The organism is Bacteroidota bacterium (assembly GCA_026391695.1).
GTDB lineage: Bacteria > Bacteroidota > Bacteroidia > Bacteroidales > JAGONC01 > JAPLDP01.
In genome coordinates, this window is record JAPLDP010000031.1 from 49731 (window position 1) to 70515 (window position 20785).

Below are 20785 nucleotides of genomic sequence, written 5' to 3' on the forward strand. Positions count from 1 at the left end.
GCATTTCGCAGAGCTCAACTTGCCTGGGGTTCATTCCTGTGATTTACTAAGTTCAACTATTAGCCTATCTTGCTCCCCGAAAAGAGTATAAAAAAAAATATCATTCTTGTTTGCCTGTGATAACCCGGCTATTGAAAAAACCTAATTCTATTGGCTTTTTGCAAACCGGAGAAAGGTCGAAAAGGGTAGTAGGAAAATTTCTATTGCAGAAATTTGATCGGTCTTTGGCTTTTTTGTATCTTTACTCATGAAAAAATTTGTTCGAAAGTTTAATCACCTCAAAGATTATGAATATCAATGAGATAACAGACTTTTCCACTTTTTTTATGAACAATTCAGGTTAATATTAGTATTGATTTCCAGAAACAAATATCGTATATTTATCAAAAAGATCATTTACTCTATAGATATATGTGAAACTTCTTTATATTAATGATGTATTTTCAAACCACCAATAAAAGTCGCATCATGAAAACAAAAAGTAAGAATCTATGTACATCCATTTTTATAGTGCTTCAAATTTCGCTTGGTATTTTCACTGGTTCAGCGTTGGCACTTGAATACACAAAACCTAATGAAGCTGGCCCATGGAACGAGACTTTTGTCAATTCTTATACCGGAAACTTTTTTTATTCAAAAACCTTACTGACATTGCCTGGAAGGGGCATTTCACTGGATTTGACCTTATATTATAATAGCGGCCGGACACAACGTGACTGGGGTTTTGGTCATGGGTGGTCATTTACTTATAATCTGCTGTATTACTATTCGGATAACAACTCCATTATTATCGAACGTGCTGATGGCCGTAAAGATGAGTATATTATCGCAGGAAAAGGATTTATCCCGCCAAAGGGTATTCATGACGAATTGACAGAGTATGAACCCGGAAAATTTGTTTTGACAAACAAATACGGTCTTAAATATTATTTTGATGACGATACGCATAAAAAAATCACCAGCATTGAAGACAGAAATGGAAATACGGTTAACTTTTCTTATGATAACGGGAAGCTTAATAGCATTTCTGATCCCTCGGGCCGACAAATAAATATGGTTTGGCTGGAAGGCCATTTGATCCAGATTGTCGACCCAAATGCATCTCTCAACAGGATCGTTTCACTGAACTATGACGATTACTCCAATCTGATTTCGATCATTGACCCGGCAGGCAATGAAATTGTATATGATTATGGTGAGTGGAGTGAGATAATTGGCATTACAAATGCCTCCCAGAACTCAATCAGCATTATTTATAATGAAGCTAAAGCTGTATCTGAAATCAAATGCGACGCGACAAACTTTCATCAGGCATTTATTTATAACAGTCAGAATTACACAACTGAAGTGACCAATTACAATTCTTATGGGGATAGAATCAAACTATACAAATTTGACCAGGAAGGAAGAGTAACTCAAATCCAATTTCCTATTGGAAATCCAATTTCTTATTCCTGGGATAATGAAAATAATATTATTACTTATGCTGATGCCTTGGGAAATATCACTTACTTATCGTATGATGATAAAGGCAATCTCTTGTCCATTATCGATCCAGCCGGATTCACATCCATTTTTACCTATGATGATCAATTCAGTCAGATTACCAGTTATACCGATCAAAATGGCAACCTTACCTCACTGAGTTATGACCTGCATGGAAACTTGCAAGGTATGACCGATGCGTTGGGAAACACAATATCTTTTACTGTTGACAGCTACGGCAACAGAAATGGTTATACAAATAGAAATGGTAATGTTACCACTTATAACTATAATATCTCTGGTGATTTGATTAATGAAACTGATCCCCTTGGAAATAGCATTATTAATAATTTCGATGCGATAGGGAATTTGCTGAGTTCAACTGATAAAAACTGCAATTTGACTTCCAATAATTACGATGCATTGAACCGGTTGATTTCCAGAACGGATCCTGCAGGTCATACGATATCATATGTTTATGATGCTGTTGGGAATATAATATCCGAAACCAACGAAAATGGTTACACATTTTCCTATGAATACGATGCACTTCACCGGATTACGAAAGTTACGGATGCATTAGGCGGCATTGCCCAACGGGCATATGACGAATGCGGTAACCTCATCTCAGAAACTGATGCAAATGGCCATACCATAACATTTGCATATAACCTGATGAATCAGATGACCTCCATGACCGATCCACTGGGTTTCTCAGAAACGTACACTTTCGACGCCAATGGCAATAGGACAGGGGTCACCGATAAAAATGGCAATCAAACGGACTATAATTATGATAATGTGAACAGATTGGTCGGGATTATTGATCCTTCAGGCTTTACCGATCTTTTTTCATACGACCCGTTTGGCAACAGGGTAAGTCATGTCAACAGGAATGGCTGTGAAACCATTTACACATTTGATGCCCTGAACCGGTTGTCAGGTGTTAAGGATCCCAATGACTTTTCAATTCAGTATACCTATGATCCGGAAGGAAATATAATTTCATCCACCGACAAGCTGAACAACATAACCACTTTTATATATGATGCGATGAGCCGCTTGGTCAGTATCAGCGACCCGCTTGCATTTACTGAGCTTTACACGTATGATCCAAATGGTAATGTGATTGACTTTCAGGATAAAAATGGCAACTCAGTCACTTACGGCTATGACCAAATGGACAAGATGGTTGCTATCGGGTATCCACTGGGCTATACAGAATCCTTTTCATTTGATCCACTGGGTAACATGATTAGTAAAACCGACAGGAACGGAAATACCACACATTTTGAATTCGATGCATTGAACCGGATCATTCTTAAGACAGATCCATTAGATCATTTTCTATCTTTTACCTATGATGCAGTTGGCAACAACTTAGCCTATTCCGACAAGAATGGGCATACAACTCAATATCAATATGATGAGGTAAACAGGATGATCATAAAAACCGATCCACAGGGTCACAGTGAAACACTCAGTTATAATCCGTCGGGGAAAGTTACCGGCTATACCGATAAAAATGGGTTTACTACAACTTATGCTTATGACTGCTGTGAACTCATAAGTAAAACATCACCTCTTGGATACACTGAATATTATTCATATGATCCAGAAGGAAATTTAACATCTTTAACGGATCGAAATGGAATTTCAACTGGTTATGCCTATGACTGCCTTAACAGACTCACTTCGAAGACCAATGCTTTGGGAAATAGTTATACCAATGTATATGATCCGGCAGGGAATAAGACCGCATCTATTGATCCCAACGACCATACAACCCAATATACTTTTGACCCGCTGCGCAGGTTGGACAAGATAATTACACCGATGGGCAATACGACACAATTCAATTATGATGGCGTTGGAAATTTGACTCAAAAAACAGATGCAAATGGAAATGTGGTTACCTACCAGTATGATCAGTTGAATAATTTGATACTGAGATCATACCCCGAAGGCAATTCAATCGCGTATACTTATGATCCGGCAGGAAATCCGCTCCAATTAACGCATAATGGCGGACTATATGATGTGACCACCAATACGTATGATGCAATGAACCAGTTGGTTTCAAACCAGATGGATTATGGTGGATTGTTCACGAAATCGACAGGATATTCTTATGATAATGAAGGTAAACGTACCCAGATGAATTCAGGTGGTTTGACTACGACTTGGCAATATGATGGTGATGACCGTTTAGTTAAAATTACCGACCCTTTTGGAGAATCTACCTCATTTGAGTATGATAATGCCGGCAGGAGAACCAAGCTCACTTATAATAATGGGGTTTACACTGATTATGTTTACGACAATTCAGATAATCTGTCGGACTTAGCTCAATATAAGTCCAATGGCGAACTGATAATGGGATTCGCTTACAATTATGACTATACAGGAAACCGTATAATTATGACAGAACGATATAATACCGGCACATTCACAACCAATTATTTGTATAGTCCGCTGAACAGTCTTATTACCGTTGCAACATCATGGGGCGATTCCTATCAGTACACTTATGATCCCGCCGGAAACCGGACATCAGCGGTGACAAATGGTGTAACAACCCAATATACTTACGATGCCGATGACAGGATGCTTTCAGCTGGAAATGCCGGTTATTCCTATGATAATAATGGCAATATGGTTCTCATGACTGATTATATAAGTACCACAAACTATTTTTATAACGCCGAAAACCGGTTGGTGAAAGTCATTATTCTTCCCAATAACCAGATTGTCACCTATCAATATTCTGCAAACGGTGAACGAATAAGCAAGACCTCTAGCCCGACCGATTACTTTAATTTTAATTGCCATTACTGTCCTGTTTGTTGTAATTATTATTGTGATATATCCGAAGGGTATGATGATTCAGGAAATGTCAAGTCTGTCTTTACACAGGGTCAGCAGCATGATGAACACCTCAGCGTGATGATGAATGATTCTTCATTTTATTATTTATCGGATGGTTTGGGCTCAATCAGGGCACTTATTGACGAACAGGCCAATGTGGTTCAATCCTATGAGTATGATCCCTTTGGTGTCATTACCTATGAGTTTGGCAAGATGGAAAATGCTTACAGGTTCACGGGCAGGGAGTATGAAGATGAATTCTCACAATATTATTACCGTGCCCGTTACTATGATCCTGCGTCAGGCAGGTTTACCTCAAGGGATCCTAAACCGATTGAAGATATGATAGGCTGCCAGGGCAGAACGGATAATCTGCCCCGGATTTGTGGATCCTCCTGTGAAATGGCCCCGCCGGTGCATGATATAACGGTTGCTGAAGCTGAAATGAACCAGTATGTTTATGTGGATAATAATCCGGTTAACTGGGTTGATCCTTCCGGAAAAGAGACTGCCCAGAATGAGGGTTGTTCTCCGGTTGGTGCTGAAGTAAAGAAATCGGTTTGCCGTCCGGGTAAAGGTGATGAACCCTTTTATAACTGCGATACAAAAAACCTGAAACATAAAAAAATTATGCACGAATCATACATAGAGGTTAATCTGGGTGCTGAATATCAAGGAGTTTCAGTAGGCGTGACAACCGGCTATAAAGAAGGTGAGGAAGAAGAAACCGAAATAAAACCATGCACCGCCACTAGATTCTGCTATGAAGTATCATGTGTTTGTGAATTTGACCAAGGAAAAACCCGTTCAAGGAGGTTGAAAGAAGTCGGTAGCAGAATTTTCAGTGGTAATCCTTTAACCCTGCTTCTTTCACCAAGTCCATTAGATATATATGTATACTCATGGCAATGCAGTGCAACAGGAGGTGGTGGTTGGATAGAGGCACCACTCCCATGCGATAAACCTGAATGCAAATGTTGTACTGAATGCCTGGAAAAAAAATAATAACTTAATAAATGACTATACTTAGGAGGTTCTGAAATGAAAAAATCTGGATTAATAATTTGGGTCATAACCGTATTTATAAATTTGCTTAGTACTCCTTCCTTTGGTCAGTTTTTCATCGCTGGTGGTTATCAGAATGGAGAATTAGGCAGCGGAGGGGATGAAACACTGGACGTTATTTATCTTGAAGATAAAGGTGACATGATCACGTTTTATCCCAATCCTTTTCATGCAATCAACAGAATAGATATATCACTTAATAGAAGCCATAGCGTTTCAATCTTTATATTTGACCTCAATTCCAGGAAAATTAAAATTATAGTTTCACAAACAAGGATGGAACAGGGGATCAGAACTTTCAAGTGGGATGGATCTGATGAAAATGGAAACGCCGTGGCCCCAGGAACCTACCTCTATCAGTTTATCATTGATAACCATTCTTATTTTAAGAAGATCATAAGATTATAAGAAAAAGGGATGTCATCCCTTTTTCCAGAAAAAGATAGGGTAGGAGATTGCGTTATTGGCAATTGAAATTTTCACTATATTTCCGGCATCTTAGCAAAATGTTTTTTCAATCATTTTAAAATGATTTTTGATGAAAAAATCTGTTGTCTTATACATTCTTGCCGGTCTCCTGATTGCCTTCGCAATTTTCAAGATCATCAATAATAAAAAGGAAAGCCAGTCGATGACCACCAAGCCGGTTGCTGTGGTTCTTCCTGCCGAAGGACATATCGTGCGTGATACTTCGGTCAATTACGAGTTGAATACCGTAGGTACCATACGTGCCTTTGAAACAGTCGATATCGGGAGCGAGATCAGCAAGAGGCTGGTATCCATTAACTTTGAGGAGGGAAGCACTGTGAGTGAAGGGACTTTGCTCTTCAAACTCGATGATGCCGACCTGAAAGCACAACTTGAAAAACTGTCCATACAGGAAGAACTGGCTCAGCAGAACGAAGAAAGGAGCAAAGCTCTCCTGGCAAAGGGTGGCATAAGCCAGCAGACCTACGATGAAGAGCTGAACACATTAAAAACCCTGCAGGCTGAAATACAGATAATTCATGTCGACCTGGACAAAACCGAGATACAAGCACCATTCTCCGGAAAGATAGGGCTGCGTACTGTCAGCGAAGGAGCATACATCACCCCGGGATTAGTCCTGACGACACTTCAGGATATTCATAAAGTAAAGGTCGATTTCTCGGTACCTGAACGTTATGCCGGCAGTATCAGGGAAGGGCAGAAGGTTACCTTTACCATCCCTGGCAGTCCACGGTTTTTTGATGCCATCATCCTTGCCATTCAGCCAAATGTGGATGTAACAACAAGGAACCTTCAGATCAGGGCAGTAGCAGAAAACACCGGACGATTGCTCTTCCCGGGCTCTTCAGTCAAGGTTTTCCTGAACTTTGGCGAGAGCGGCAAGACGTTGTTCATACCATCACAATGCCTGATGCCATCACTAAAAGGATATAGCGTATTTGTCGTTAAAAATAAAATAGCACAGTTGAATACGGTAAAAACCGGAATTCGTACAAAAGAGAGCGTCCAGATCACAGAGGGGATTAGTATGGGTGACACCCTTGTCATGACCAACCTGCTGAGGATCAGACCTGGTTTTAAAGTAAAGATTACAAAAATCAACTAAAATGAGCCTTTCATCTGTCAGCATAAACCGTCCTATTCTGCCTATCGTCTTTGCCATACTGTTGGTCATTTTTGGTGTTGTGGGATTTGTTTCACTTGGCGACCGTGAGTATCCCGATATAGACCCACCCATAGTCAATGTGACCACTATCTATACCGGTGCAAATGCTGAGGTCATCCAGACGCAGATAACTGAGGTACTTGAAGAAGCTATTTCCGGCATTGAAGGAGTAAGGGTGATTTCATCCCAGTCGACCGAGCAATCCAGCATGATCACCGTCGAGTTTAACCTCGGTGAAGACCTTGAACGTGCCACCAACGATGTTCGCGACAAGGTATCCAAGTCGATCCGGTTCTTACCCAAAGACGTCGACCCACCCATTGTTGAAAAGCTCGATGCCAATGCCAATCCCATCATCTTTATGGTTGTCGAAAGCCGTACACGGGATATCCTGGAAGTGAATGATGTTGTCGACAGGTTAATTAAAGACCGACTTCAGACAATTCCTGAAATTGCTGGCACGAAGATTTTTGGTGAAAAGAGATATGCGATGCGATTATGGATCGATCCAGATAAACTTTCATCCCATGGATTAACCTCTCTCGATGTCCAGCAGGCCGTATCACGTGAAAATATCGAGTTGCCTTCCGGAAGAATTGAAGGTGACAATTCCGAGCTGAGTATACGTACGCTTGGCCTCCTGACCTCTGCTGATGAATTCAATAATCTGATCATCAAGCAGGATAACGGAGAGATCATCCGTTTCAGCGACATCGGCTATGCCACACTTGGCGCCGAGAATGAGAGAACCATCTTCAAAACAAACCTTTATCCGGCCATCGCCATCGGCGTTGTTCCTCAGCCTGGTGCTAATTCGATTGCTATCGCCGATGAATTCTATAAAAGAATGGAACAGGTCAAAAAGGAACTCCCGCCGGATTACAGCATGGAGATAGGATTTGATTTTACCACCTTTGAACGGAATGCCGTCAGGGAGGTCAAGGAAACCATGCTGCTTGCATTCTTCCTCGTTGTCATGATCATCTTCTTTTTCCTGCGCGACTGGCGTTCAACGGTGATACCTGTGGTAGCTATACCTATTTCCATTATCGGCACATTTTTTATCATGTTCCTTACAGGAATCACAATAAATGTACTCACCCTTATCGGGATGATCCTCGCCATTGGACTGGTGTGTGATGATGCTATCATTGTCCTTGAGATCATTTATTCAAAGGTCGATATGGGTTTGTCACCAATAAAAGCCGCACACCAGGGCATACAGGAGATATTCTTCGCGGTTATTTCAACAACTATAACACTGGCTGTGGTGTTCCTGCCGATTATGTTCTTGCAGGGGCTGACAGGTCGGCTTTTCCGTGAGTTTGCCATCGTCGTGGCAGGATCGGTACTGATATCTGGATTTGTTGCACTTACCTTGTCACCGATGATGGGATCACGCATACTCAAGTACCAGCGACACCTCAACGTCAACTGGTTTTTCCGCATCACTGAACCTTTCTTCCTGGATCTTAACCACCATTACCGTTATTCGCTTGCTGCCTTTATAAAACACCGGTGGCTGGTGTTTCCCATTTTTATTGTGATTCTCGGAATGGTCATTCTGCTGGGACGATCACTGCACTCGGAACTTGCACCGTATGAAGACCGTTCGAACATACGTATCCCGACACTGGCGCCCGAAGGATGCTCGTATGAATATATGGAGAAATACATGGATGAACTCAGTCAGTACGTCACGGATTCTATACCCGAATCGATAAGGAACTTCAGCCTGATTGCTCCCAGCCTGACGGTTCTTGATGCACCGAATAAAGGACAGGAGCTTTTCTATTTATGTGATCCTTCTGAACGTAAACGGACGCAGGAGCAAATCTTCCGGAAGGTTTCAAACGACCTGCAGATGATAACGGGGATTAGCGCCTTTCCTTATGAGCCACCAACCATCGGCAGCCGTTTCGGAGGCCAGGCCCTTCAATATGTGATACTGACTTCAAGCTTCGATTCACTTAAGCGGGTGCTGCCACTTTTTCTTGAAGAAGCCCGTAAAAGTCCCATACTGCGTTTTGTCGACGCAAATCTCAAAGTCAACAAACCGGAAATACGGCTCACCATTGACCGTGAAAGAGCCGCACAGCTGGGCGTTTCAGTGGCAGATGTGGCCAGGACACTGCAATTGGCCTTAAGCGGACAGCGTTTCGATTACTTTTACATGAATGGCAAGCAATACCAGATTATTGGCCAGGTGATGCGTGAGAACAGGGATTCACCTGAAGATCTTAAAGCTCTGTATGTAAGAAATACAGCCGGGGAGCTGATATCCCTTGAAAACCTTATCAACTGGGAAGAGGGCATCAATCCTTCCACCATTTTCTCGTACGACAGGTACCTTTCGACAACAATATCGGCAGGTACGGTGGAGGGCACAACACTTGGTGATGGCATCAGCGAAATGGACAGGATAGCAGATAAAGTCCTTCCGTCGACGTTCCGGACGGCGCTTGCAGGCCAGGCCCGCGATTACCAGGAGAGCTCATCAAGTCTGGTCTATGTTTTTATCCTCGCCCTGATCCTCATTTACCTGATCCTTGCCGCCCAGTTTGACAGTTGGGTCGATCCGCTGGTTATCCTGATAACCGTGCCGCTGGCACTATTTGGCGCACTGTTGGCACTATGGTTTTTAGATCAAACCCTCAATATTTTCAGCGAGATAGGCATCATCATGCTGATAGGACTGGTGACAAAAAATGGCATCCTGATCGTGGAATTTGCTAATCAACGGAAAAAAAGAGGTTCCGGCAAACACGAAGCTGTACAGAAAGCCGCGACAGCACGCTTACGCCCAATCTTGATGACAGCCTCAGCCACCATTTTGGGAATTCTTCCTATCGCCCTGTCGCTGGGTTCTACTTCGGGAAGCAGACGATCGATGGGCGTGGCTGTGGTTGGAGGAATGATATTCGCTACATTCTTCTCACTGTATTTTGTTCCGGCTTTTTATACATATTTATCGCGCGAGAAAGTGAAACCTGTTAAAACTAACGAAAAAAAACATGATTGATCATCTCATCAAAATAGGCTTTCTTATGATAAAACAGGCCATTCTAATTGTATCGGCATTTCTGGTACTTCATTACAATGGCACTTGCCAGGACGTCATGAGCATGAATGATGCCATCAGGATAGGTCTTGAGAACAACTATGGCGTTTTAATAGCCCGTAATGAATCGCAGATTGCCGCTAATAATGTGACATGGGGAAATGCCGGTCTTTTGCCTTCGGTAAATATTAATGCAGCGTATGATAAAGCCATTAGCTCAGCAGATATCAAAGTTGTCTCCGGAACTGAGTTGCAGGACACTAAAGCCCAAACGGATTGGATCAACGCAGGCGTAAACCTGAAATGGACACTGTTCGATGGATTGAACATGTTCATCAGATATGACAGACTTAAGAAGATGCACGATATGGGCGAGGTGGAATTCAGAAAAGCAGTTGAAAACACGATGGCGAACATTATCATCACCTATTTTGATATTGTTCAACAGCAAATGGTCAAGCGTGTCCTCGAAGAACAGGTAGCCCTCTCACAGGAACGTGTAAATATAGCTGAAACAAGAAAAAGCGTTGGGTCCGGTTCTGAGCTGGATCTGCTTCAGGCGCAGGTTGACCTTAATGGTGATGCATCTGCGCTGTTTAACCAGAACACCAGCCTTGCAAATGCCAAGACCGGTTTGAATGAATTGCTTTCGAGGGACGCAAGCCTTGATTTCCGGGTGATCGACACAGTCATCCTTGGCCCTCAGCTGGCGCTGGATACATTGCGAAAGTATACGTTGCAACATAACAAGGATCTATTGCTTCTTTCCATGCAAAAGGATGCTGCGCTGCTTGATATGAAATCATTCAAGGCAGAACGGCTTCCGGTGATCAATTTCAATTCCGGCTATAATTTTCTCAGGAATGAAACACAGGCTTCCTTTATCCAATACAACCGGCAGCTTGGCCCGCATTTTGGCATTTCAGCCGATTTCAATCTTTTTGATGGTTTTAACCAGCACCGTAAGGTTCAGAATGCTCAGATCGCATTTTTAAATTCCGAGCTTCAGGTCCAGCAGACCTGGAACCAGCTGGATGCTTATCTCATCAGACTTAATAATGATTATCAGAATGATCTGCAGCTCATCGGATTTGAGAGCGAGAACCTGAAGCTGGCAATAAAGAACATGGACATTGCCAAAGAAAGTTATTCGATAGGGACCATTTCACCGATTCAACTGAGGGAGGTTCAGAAAAATCTCATGTCGGCAAACAACCGGCTGATCTATGCTCTGTATAAAGCAAAGGTGAAGGAAACGGAGCTGTTGCTATTAAGCGGGCAATTGGTGAAATAAGTTTACACGAATGGACAGGTTGCCATGCCGGCCTTTAGCTGGCGCGCGTTTCCGAACGCGTGCCTGGTATCAGCGCGTTTGAAACGCGCAATCCGGCTATTCCATTGTTGTTTTGTAATTGAAAAAGGTACAAACCGCTTTCCATATCCTTATTCTCAATTTCAACCGCCATATTTCTAATCAGTTCCCTTGAGGCCCATTATTAATTAAACTGAAATTTATTTGACCTCAAAAGCTGTTCTTTTGTATCTTTATATTTTCAAGCTATCTAATTTGTTATCCATGAGAAAATTAGCATTACTTTTCAGTCTGGCTTCCCTCATCAGCCTCACACTTGCCCAGAATCAAACAATCAAATTGACCTTCACAGGTGTTAACAACACTACTTATGTCCAGCTCGACAGCATCAAAGTGATGAACCGAACCCAGGGTGGTGATACGGTTTTGTATTGGCCTGATACAGTACTCGTGTTGAATTATGTGGGCATCAACGAAAATCCGGTCATGTTCAATGGTTTCAGGATGATGCAGAACTATCCAAATCCTGCCCTTGATCAGACTACGATCAGCATCTACGTCCCTGAACGGGATAACGTGAACTTGAGGATTACAGATATACTTGGGCGGCAACTCCTCACCACGGAGAGATTACTGGATAAAGGATATCATTCCTTCAGGTTTCTCCCGGGAAACGAGGAACTCTATTTTTTCACAGCTTCCTGGAGAGGGGTTAATCAGTACATTAAGATCCTCTCCACAGTGACTGGTTCAGAGCGGGATTGCAAGCTTGAATACTCAGGAAGCCTTGGTACTACTTCAGTGCCATTAAAAAGTATTGCAGCTGACCGGGACTTTACATTTACTCCGGGTGATGAGCTGCTTTATATAGGGTATATAGATACTTTGGAATCCGGAAGGATTGATAAACCTGAGACCAGTCAAACATACACCTTCCAGTTTGCCATCAACATCCCCTGCCCGGGAATTCCGACGGTTGAATACGAAGGCCAGGTATATAATACCATACAGATATTCAGCCAATGCTGGCTGAAGGAAAATTTGAATGTTGGGACAATAATTCCCGGTTCACAAGAAATGACCAGTAATGGAATAATTGAGAAATACTGTTATAATAATCAAGAGGATAGCTGTGAGGTTTATGGTGGGCTTTACCTGTGGAAAGAATCGATGCAGTACTCGTTCGATGAAGGTGCGCAGGGTATTTGTCCGACAGGTTGGCATCTTCCGACAGATGATGCATGGAAAATTCTGGAAGGGAATGTTGATAGCTATTATGAAGTTGGGGATCCAGTATGGGATGGCTGGATGGACAGAGGATTTGATGTTGGTCAGAATCTAAAATCACAAAACGGCTGGGATGATAACGGCAACGGAACTGATCTTTATGGTTTCACTGCTCTTCCAGGTGGTATTCGTTGGCCCACTACTGGATCTTTTGACCATCTGGGTATTAGTTGCAATTTTTGGTCGTCAACACCACCTGGTGTGAGTGCATTGTTTCGTTATCTTTCCTACTCTAAATCAACTGTGTTCAGATATGATATTGGGTGGTCTAATGGGCTATCAGTCCGCTGCCTCAAAGACGACTAATCCTATATTACTCACCTGTGCCACCAGGTGAGGGTCATGTCAGGTGCCATAATTATTTTCTATAATGGCTAAACTTGAACGATATATATTCAGCCAAAAGTGGACTAATTCAGGAGTAGATTAAGGGTTTGTCCGGATTTGGCAGAAGACATTCAGTGCTTGCCACCCCGGTGATGTACCTGTTTGAAGCAGAATCGTGTGAAATCGTTACTCTACCTAATTCAATGACTGAATTGTCCGCAGCTATGAAATAAGTTTATTCTTTGGTTTTTCCCAAAAAGAATACAAAACTGAACCTCATGCCAAAAGCCCCGACTACTATCCTGTCGTTATCCTCATTATCTTTTTTGTTCTTCATCGTATTGGAATTATATCCGAGCATAATATCAAACGACGCCTTATTTCCGATAGGAAGTGCAACCCCGAGTCCCCCACCATAGGTATTGTTGCTCATTTTACTATCCCAATTTTCATCATAGCCCTCTTCATTATATTTAGCAATCCCGAAATAAGAATAGCCTTCCAGGAAGGGCTTAACTTTCTTTGTGGGAAAATAATACCTGACAAATGGACCTGCACTGAATATGGTGTAGGTGTCTTTGTGCTTTGAATCACCGTATTTTTCGCTCCACCTGCTTAAATTGAGGTCAAGACCGGCTACAAAATTATTTACTAAGAAATACCCATACCTTGGTGACAAGTTGAAGGCGGTGATTTTATCAGATTCTGGATCTTCATTGTTATCACTTTTGTATTTGATATTAGCAAAACCAAAGCTCATGAAGTCAGGACCAGTCCCAACAACATTGAGCCCAAGCCCAATCCTGGAGGAAACGCCTACCAGCATTTTGCCTTTTTCGGTCTGGGCATTTGTTAATGATGGAAAGATGAAGCAAATCGCTACGATACATAAAATTACTTTTTTCATGGTAGTAAAGGTTTTAATTACCATCCCTGTAAAGGACGGCGTTGTTAATAAAATATCGAAAAAATTGCAATGAACTGGCATATCAAAAGCAATTTAGAATGCTATAAATATATAAAGAAAAATTTAGAAAATGCAAATCTTCAGCTAATAATGGACATATTCAAGAATAAATAAATGCCTGTTTTACCATACCCATTACCTCCTTTTTTGCATGATCACCGAACAGTAGTACCTGATATCAACTTTTCTAAATGACGCATGATTTGCTTATATACAACATAACCAGCGGGCATTCCTGAGGACGTTGACCACCAAGATGGAACATAATAGTAATGGTTATCACTTCGCTGTCGCTCATAGTAAAGACTTTGTTGCGTTTGGGCTTTCCGTCACTTATTTGATGTTTTTTAAGTTCGCTCTTAAAAACATTGCAAAAATCATCGACCGAGCAAAAAACTTCTATAACTTTATCCTGTGGTACTATACATCGGACTCACGTTAATTTATTCACCTGACATGAAAAAAATACTTTCTGTTCTACTTTGCAGCTACTCATTCTTATTTGTATACAGTCAAAACGATAATCAGTCTGTTTTTGAAGGGCGCAAAGTCACTGTAATCACAACTGCCGACAGCACAAATTTCAGGCTTACAGAAACTGCAATACTTCAGTTTTCACCACACGGGCAGCCCTTCGAATATGAGCCCTGCATTTTTGTGGATTCATCGAAAGTGTTTCAGACCTTTATCGGAATCGGTGCAGCGCTGACCGACGCCTCGGCAGAAACTTTCGCAAAATTGTCACCCGACAGGCAAGAGGCCTTTTTAAAAGCCTATTTTGATAAAAACTCAGGAATTGGATATTCACTCGCCCGCACCAATATGAACAGTTGTGATTTTTCAAGCAGCAGTTATACCTACGTAAAGGAGAACGATAAAGATTTGAAGACATTCAGCGTAGAGCACGATGAACAATTTCGTATACCATTTATCAAAAAAGTCATTGCCGCTGCAGGAGGCCAGATCAACCTGTTTGTCAGCCCCTGGAGCCCACCTGCCTGGATGAAGGACAACAATAATATGCTTAATGGTGGTAAACTTTTACCTGAATACTACACGTCGTGGGCGAATTATTATGTCAGATTTATTAAAGCCTATGAAGATCAGGGCATTCCTGTGTGGGGATTGACAGTGCAAAACGAACCGATGGCAAAACAAACCTGGGAGTCATGCATGTACACTGCCGAAGAAGAGCGCGATTTCATTAAAGAATATCTCGGTCCGGCGCTATGGAAAAACGGCATGCAAGGTAAAAAACTTATCGCCTGGGATCACAACAGAGATCTCATTTACCACAGGGCATCCATCGTTCTGAGTGACACCGCAGCAGCCAAATATATCTGGGGCATCGGCTTCCACTGGTACGAAAGCTGGACCGGCGCTCCTATTCCGGAAAATGTAAAACGCGTGGCTGAAGCCTATCCCGACATTCCACTGTTGCTTACCGAAGCATGCAATTCCCCTTTCAGTTGGGATACGTTTAACCAGTGGCAGTGGGGCGAAAACTACGGATCGGCCATGATCAGCGATTTCAACAATGGCGCATCCGGATGGACAGACTGGAATATCCTCCTTGATGAATACGGTGGTCCCAATCATGTGAAAAATTTCTGTTTCGCACCTGTTCATGCGGATACACGGAACAATAGCCTCCATTTCATGAACTCTTATTATTACATTGGACACTTTTCGAGATACATCCGCCCCGGAGCTAGGCGAATTGCCTGTTCTTCAAGCCGGGCACAGCTTCTCACAACCGGTTTTCGCAATCCCGACGGATCAATAGCCATCATAGTGATGAATACGGGGAAGACAAAAGTAAATTATCACTTGTATGAAGGAAATCAGGCAGTAGAAACGGTCAGCCTGCCACATTCGATTACCACCCTGGTGATTCATTAGGTGAGAACCGAATATTTGCAATCCAATGCCTCAGTGGCGATTAACCTTACTTCAGCTTCTCCACTATCTCCCTGAAGCTCTCCAGCCCAGCCTCCAGGTTCTCGACAATTTCCTGTGCCAGAACGTCGGGGTCAGGCAGGTTGTCAAGGTCGGCAAGACTCTTGTCCTTCAGCCAGAATATATCCAGGCTGGTCTTGTCACGTGTCAGGATTTCCTCATAGGTGTATTTCCTCCACCTGCCTTCAGGATTGTATTCCGACCATAACTCCTTCCTTTCATGCCTGTTTGCCGGATTATAACATCCGATGAACTCCTGAAGGTCTTCATATTTGAGAGGATTGGTTTTCAGGGTGAAGTGCACGTTGGTGCGCAGGTCGTAAAACCAGACGTCTTTTGTCCAAGGCTCTTTGCTGGCCGGCTTGTTATCGAAGAAGATGACATTGGCCTTCACACCCTGGGCATAGAATAAACCTGTCGGTAACCTCAGGACGGTATGCAGGTCAGTGTTCTGCATCAACTTTTTACGGACTGTTTCACCGGCACCACCTTCAAAGAGGACATTATCTGGCACCACGACAGCCGCTTTGCCTGTCGTCTTGAGCATGGTGCGGATATGTTGAACGAAGTTCAATTGCTTGTTTGATGTCGTCGCCCAGAAGTCCTGGCGGTTGTATTGCATCTCTTCCCTTACCTGTGTGCCTTCATCGTTGGTAATGGTCATGGAGCTTTTTTTGCCGAAAGGGGGATTGGTGAGCACATAATCAAACCGTTCGCCTGTGTCAGCCAGAAGGGAGTCGTTGGGTGATATCATCGATTCGCCTGTCAGCTCGCCGATGTTGTGAAGGAACATATTCATCAGGCAAAGCCTGCGTGCCGACGACACGATCTCATTGCCGGAAAAGGTGCTGTGCTTGAGGAATTCTTTCTGTGCTTTATCCAGTTGGTAGTGATTTAACAGAAAGTCGTAGGTAACCAGGAAAAAGCCTCCAGTACCGTTGGCCGGGTCGGCAATGGTCTTCATTGGTTCAGGATGGATACACTCCACCATGGCTTTAATCAGCGCCCTGGGAGTGAAATACTGTCCAGCGCCGCTCTTGGTATCCTCGGCATTCTTCTCCAGTAATCCCTCATAGATATCACCTTTTACATCAGTGCCCATCATCACCCAGTTCTCCTTGTCGATCATGTCGATGATCTTATACAGTTTTGCCGGGTCTTGTATCTTGTTCTGTGATTTGGTGAATATCTGACCAAGCATGCCTGTCTGTTTTCCAAGCTCACGGAGAAGGGTCACATAGTGAGTATCCAGTTCAGCGCCTCTCTTGCTGCGCAGGCTTTCCCAGTTATATTCCGGCGGTATAAAGATATTCCGGTTATACGGTGGCCTGTTGAATTCATCGGCCATCTTCAGGAAGAGCAGGTAGGTGAGCTGCTCGAGGTAATCGCCATAGCTGACGCCATCATCCCTGAGGACATTGCAGTAAGACCAGACTTTAGAGACTATTGTGGAAGTATTCATATTGGAAAATATATTTATTTTGTAACAAAGTGAGGGTAAATTTCTTTTTATTTTGTATCAAAGTGAGGGTAAAGTCATCAGCATTCATAATTCATCATTCATCATTGTCCACCAGCCTTCCCTCAAACGCCCTCTTCAATATCGACTGCCGCAATGCTTCCGATTGTTGCAGGCTCTCATTAATGCTTTTCTCAAGCTTATCCGCAACAAAGAAGCGAGATTCGATTTCTTGAACAATAATACCTTGTTCACTAATTGAGGGTACCGGTATACTGATATCTATTAATTGTGTTGATGATACACTCGGAAACGTTGAACCTGTTCCTAAGTCATATATTTTTTGTCTATTGAATAATACAAAATAATTCAAGTAGAACTGATTGTTGTAAGCTCTTATAGCAGCTACGCCTCGACCAATACAGGCTTTGAAACCTGATAAATTAATACGACCAGTTGTAGAACCACGTACACAAAGAATGAGATCATCCTTCTGGCAAAGTTTCGTCGGTTTAGTTGTCCACTTAGATTTTACAGTACTTGAGAACGGTTGCGGTCCAAATTCAACAGGACCGTTTATCAAGGGCATACCTTCTCCGATTATATTATAGGAATCCCCTGGAGGGCTTTGCCCCATAATTACTTGTGAAATTCCTCCGAGCTTAACCCATCTCCACCCCTCCGGCAACACACCATCCTTCACATCCTCATTCGTCAACATTCCTTCGAACGCCCACTTCAAGACACTCTGGCGGTACACTTTTAGTTGCTCTTTGGCTTTCTTTAAATTTTCCAGCCCGTTATCGAGGTCGGAAAAGAGTTCTTCGAGTTTTACCACAATTCTGTTCTGCTCGGAAAGCGGAGGAAGGGGAATTATAACCTTACTTGTGAAATTTGTACTAATACCTCCTTGCGCCGCTCCTCTAAAATCAGATAGGATATCCTTTTTACCTGATTCAGACCAAAGTTTGAAAAATACGAATTTAGGATTTATTCCTTCTTTTAGTCTACAAATAAAAACATGCTCATTGATGACAGCATTATCAAATGGAAAGTTAGCTCTGACAAGGGAAGTTTTTCCAGTAGTAGCACCATCTTTAACAATAATAATATCATGAAGTTTAATGTTGCCCTTTTTCATTCCTTTAGCAAAGTCATCAGGAACAAACCTTATATTCGATAAATTGAATCCGCCATTTGCATTTAAATGTTCTCCGCCTATACTGGGAATACCTGAGTTTATGTTTTGAACTCCACCTTTTGGTCTTTTACCACTTTCGAGAGTAGATATTAAGACAGAAAGACTTGTATTTTTCCAATGACTGGACATCATTAATAACTATTTATGGGTCATCATAATAATGCGTACCTAGGATTAGAATTCGCGATTTAAATGTCCCCGGACTTCAGTCCGGGGTTAAAGGCAGATAAATAAAACCTGGGCTTCAGCCCGAAACAAAAGCATGTACCCAGATTTTCACATATGCCATATCGTTAACAAGGTTTTGGGCTAAAGCCCGGTTTTGTGTTGTTTTTTAACCCCGAGCTAAAGCACGGGGTAATTCATATTAACTTCTTTAACTTAGAAGTACGCATTTCTGCGATGACCCATATTTATATTCAAAACTCCCCATGGTTCAATCTTCTATTTTTCTTTGCAATTACTTTCCCTGATGGATTGAGGTATCCTCATTTACTTATTTTGTTTTCGGAACATATTCGGAACCGATGTTATCAAAGGTAGTTTATCTTATTTACTGATAATCAATTTATTGATATCTCATTACTCTGTAGTCGGACCTTTCCCATCAAAATATTCTCTTATTTTGGATGAAGGTGTTCCTCCTGATGAAATTATACCTATATCACCAAGCTTTACAGTTTTCCAATGGGTTGGGATATTTAACGGCAATTCCGGCATCTTTTCAGATTACATTAAACTCGGGCATTTCATCATAAATTTTACCATATAGTTTCCGGCCGGTCTTCTTTTTATTAGTACCTCCCCATTGTTTAAAATAAAAAGCAACTCCGGCTTTCTCGCACTGTTCTTTTATATCCAGAACCCATTCTATCTTCATTTGACGAGGATTTCGTCCGCTTTCGCCGCCTACAATAATCCAATCAATATTATTCAATATCATTTCCGGTATTGGGCTCAGCAGGGGTTCGCATGATAAAAATTTTACCCTTGCTCCGGTTTTACTGAGAAGGTCTATCCGGTGTTGGACTTCGTCATTTTCAACCGTTACACCCATCCAAAGGTTGTGAGTCCATTCAAGCCAACCTTCGCTGTCATAATAGCGTAAAATATCTGCCCTTTTTGTCAATATCTGAAATACATGCTGAGGATTCTCTTTTATTACCTTGAAGACTTGCTGTATGTATTTTAATGGAACATCTTTATGAAACAGATCGCTCATAGAATTCACAAAAATCATTTTAGGCTTTTTCCACAAATAGGGTTCATTGAGTGTATCGGGATGCATTGTAAGATTAAAGCCATTCCTGTATTTATTCTGACCCATAGCCTTTAATCTGCGAGCCATTATTTCGGCATAGCAGAATTTGCATCCAGATGTAATTTTTGTGCAGCCTGTGATCGGATTCCAGGTGCTTTGTGTCCACTCAATTTTAGATTGTGCCATTCTTAAACGGTATTTATAATATCTCCTGCTATCTTTACTGCATTCACGTTGTTGGATGCAAATACGAGATGAAAAAGAGGTACTCCTTTTGAATTATCAAGTATCAGAGGCCGATCAGTCACATAATTCCATATTGATCTCAGTCGAGAAATATAGACATCCGCAATCGCTTCAATGGGTTTCATGATCTTCTTTATGACCTCCTGCTCACCGAATAGGGTGTTTTCGGATTCATACCTGTAAAAGTATTGTTTTATTTCACCCGGGGATAATCCGAAAAACATACATAGTTTTCCAATATGGATGTTTTTTCATTATTGCCAGGTATGACCAGACATATTTTGAAAAAGCATCAAGTTTTTTAATTGTCCATACACCGCCCCATACTGGTGGAATATTATCATGAACAACATCCTTCTTAATCATCTTTTTAAAAATAATTATATATTGACAAAAAGGTACTTATGAGCTAAATATTTTGATGTGCAGGAAATTGAGTAGTGTAGTTCTGAAATTAAAGATGTATTTCATAGATGCAGACTTTTTCAGCATATTTTTTAAAGGCCTTAGGGTTTGCAGGCGGGGCACCCACTGGGCGAAGATTCCGTTAAAGCCAGACGGAGAAGTGAGGGAGCGAAGCGACCGAACGGCTTGGCTGGCTTAGGAATCGAGCCCATAGTGGGTCGCCGAAAA

At 42.0% G+C, this 20785-nt stretch carries 15 protein-coding genes; 8 read left to right on the plus strand and 7 right to left on the minus strand.

Annotation, left to right across the window (positions count from 1 at the left end):
• Window positions 1-468: 468 nt before the first annotated feature.
• The 5 genes from NT175_03350 (at window position 469) to NT175_03370 (ending at window position 11427) form a co-directional block, all read left to right on the plus strand.
• On the plus strand, window positions 469-5358 hold the full coding sequence (locus tag NT175_03350) for a DUF6531 domain-containing protein (GenBank protein MCX6233744.1): 4890 nt from the start codon (window positions 469-471) through the stop codon (window positions 5356-5358).
• A 36-nt stretch (window positions 5359-5394) separates the two neighbouring features.
• Entirely contained in the window at window positions 5395-5826 is a 432-nt protein-coding gene (locus NT175_03355) for a T9SS type A sorting domain-containing protein (protein MCX6233745.1), read from the plus strand.
• A gap of 130 nt (window positions 5827-5956) precedes the next feature.
• Window positions 5957-7012 carry an efflux RND transporter periplasmic adaptor subunit gene (locus NT175_03360; protein ID MCX6233746.1) on the plus strand — a complete coding sequence of 352 codons (1056 nt, stop codon included), beginning with the start codon at window positions 5957-5959 and terminating at the stop codon, window positions 7010-7012.
• A 1-nt stretch (window position 7013) separates the two neighbouring features.
• Window positions 7014-10094, plus strand: a complete 3081-nt coding sequence (locus NT175_03365) for an efflux RND transporter permease subunit (GenBank protein ID MCX6233747.1) — start codon at window positions 7014-7016, stop codon at window positions 10092-10094.
• A complete protein-coding gene (locus NT175_03370) occupies window positions 10087-11427 on the plus strand; it encodes a TolC family protein (protein ID MCX6233748.1) in 1341 nt (446 codons plus the stop codon). The genes NT175_03365 and NT175_03370 overlap by 8 nt, the downstream gene beginning before the upstream one ends.
• A 34-nt stretch (window positions 11428-11461) precedes the next feature.
• Here the strand turns inward: NT175_03370 and NT175_03375 are convergent, their stop codons facing one another.
• Window positions 11462-11599 carry a hypothetical protein gene (locus NT175_03375; GenBank protein MCX6233749.1) on the minus strand — a complete coding sequence of 46 codons (138 nt, stop codon included), beginning with the start codon at window positions 11597-11599 and terminating at the stop codon, window positions 11462-11464.
• Between the two features lie 110 nt (window positions 11600-11709).
• Between NT175_03375 and NT175_03380 the strand changes: the two genes are divergently transcribed.
• Window positions 11710-13038, plus strand: coding sequence for a hypothetical protein (locus tag NT175_03380; GenBank protein ID MCX6233750.1), 1329 nt, complete (start codon window positions 11710-11712; stop codon window positions 13036-13038).
• Window positions 13039-13294: 256 nt separating this feature from the next.
• Here the strand turns inward: NT175_03380 and NT175_03385 are convergent, their stop codons facing one another.
• Window positions 13295-13966, minus strand: a complete 672-nt coding sequence (locus tag NT175_03385; protein MCX6233751.1) for a hypothetical protein — start codon at window positions 13964-13966, stop codon at window positions 13295-13297.
• Window positions 13967-14282: 316 nt separating this feature from the next.
• On the opposite strand from NT175_03385, the gene NT175_03390 reads away from it, so the two are divergent.
• Both NT175_03390 and NT175_03395 read left to right on the plus strand, forming a co-directional pair.
• Entirely contained in the window at window positions 14283-14468 is a 186-nt protein-coding gene (locus NT175_03390) for a hypothetical protein (GenBank protein MCX6233752.1), read from the plus strand.
• Window positions 14469-14482: 14 nt separating this feature from the next.
• The gene (locus NT175_03395; GenBank protein ID MCX6233753.1) at window positions 14483-15928 is read left to right on the plus strand and encodes a glycoside hydrolase family 30 protein; all 1446 of its coding nucleotides are present in this window, start codon (window positions 14483-14485) and stop codon (window positions 15926-15928) included.
• Window positions 15929-15974: 46 nt separating this feature from the next.
• On the opposite strand, the gene NT175_03400 is transcribed toward NT175_03395, so the two are convergent.
• The 5 genes from NT175_03400 to NT175_03420 form a co-directional block, all read right to left on the minus strand.
• Window positions 15975-17447: a class I SAM-dependent DNA methyltransferase gene (locus NT175_03400; GenBank protein MCX6233754.1), complete on the minus strand. Its 1473-nt coding sequence runs from the start codon at window positions 17445-17447 to the stop codon at window positions 15975-15977.
• Between the two features lie 94 nt (window positions 17448-17541).
• On the minus strand, window positions 17542-18777 hold the full coding sequence (locus NT175_03405) for a restriction endonuclease subunit S (protein ID MCX6233755.1): 1236 nt from the start codon (window positions 18775-18777) through the stop codon (window positions 17542-17544).
• Between the two features lie 592 nt (window positions 18778-19369).
• Window positions 19370-20092 carry a phage Gp37/Gp68 family protein gene (locus NT175_03410; GenBank protein ID MCX6233756.1) on the minus strand — a complete coding sequence of 241 codons (723 nt, stop codon included), beginning with the start codon at window positions 20090-20092 and terminating at the stop codon, window positions 19370-19372.
• A gap of 2 nt (window positions 20093-20094) precedes the next feature.
• A complete protein-coding gene (locus NT175_03415; protein MCX6233757.1) occupies window positions 20095-20376 on the minus strand; it encodes a hypothetical protein in 282 nt (93 codons plus the stop codon).
• Complete coding sequence (locus NT175_03420; GenBank protein ID MCX6233758.1) at window positions 20351-20518, minus strand: hypothetical protein; 168 nt, start codon at window positions 20516-20518, stop codon at window positions 20351-20353. Before NT175_03420 ends, NT175_03415 begins: the two co-directional genes overlap by 26 nt.
• Window positions 20519-20785 lie beyond the last annotated feature (267 nt).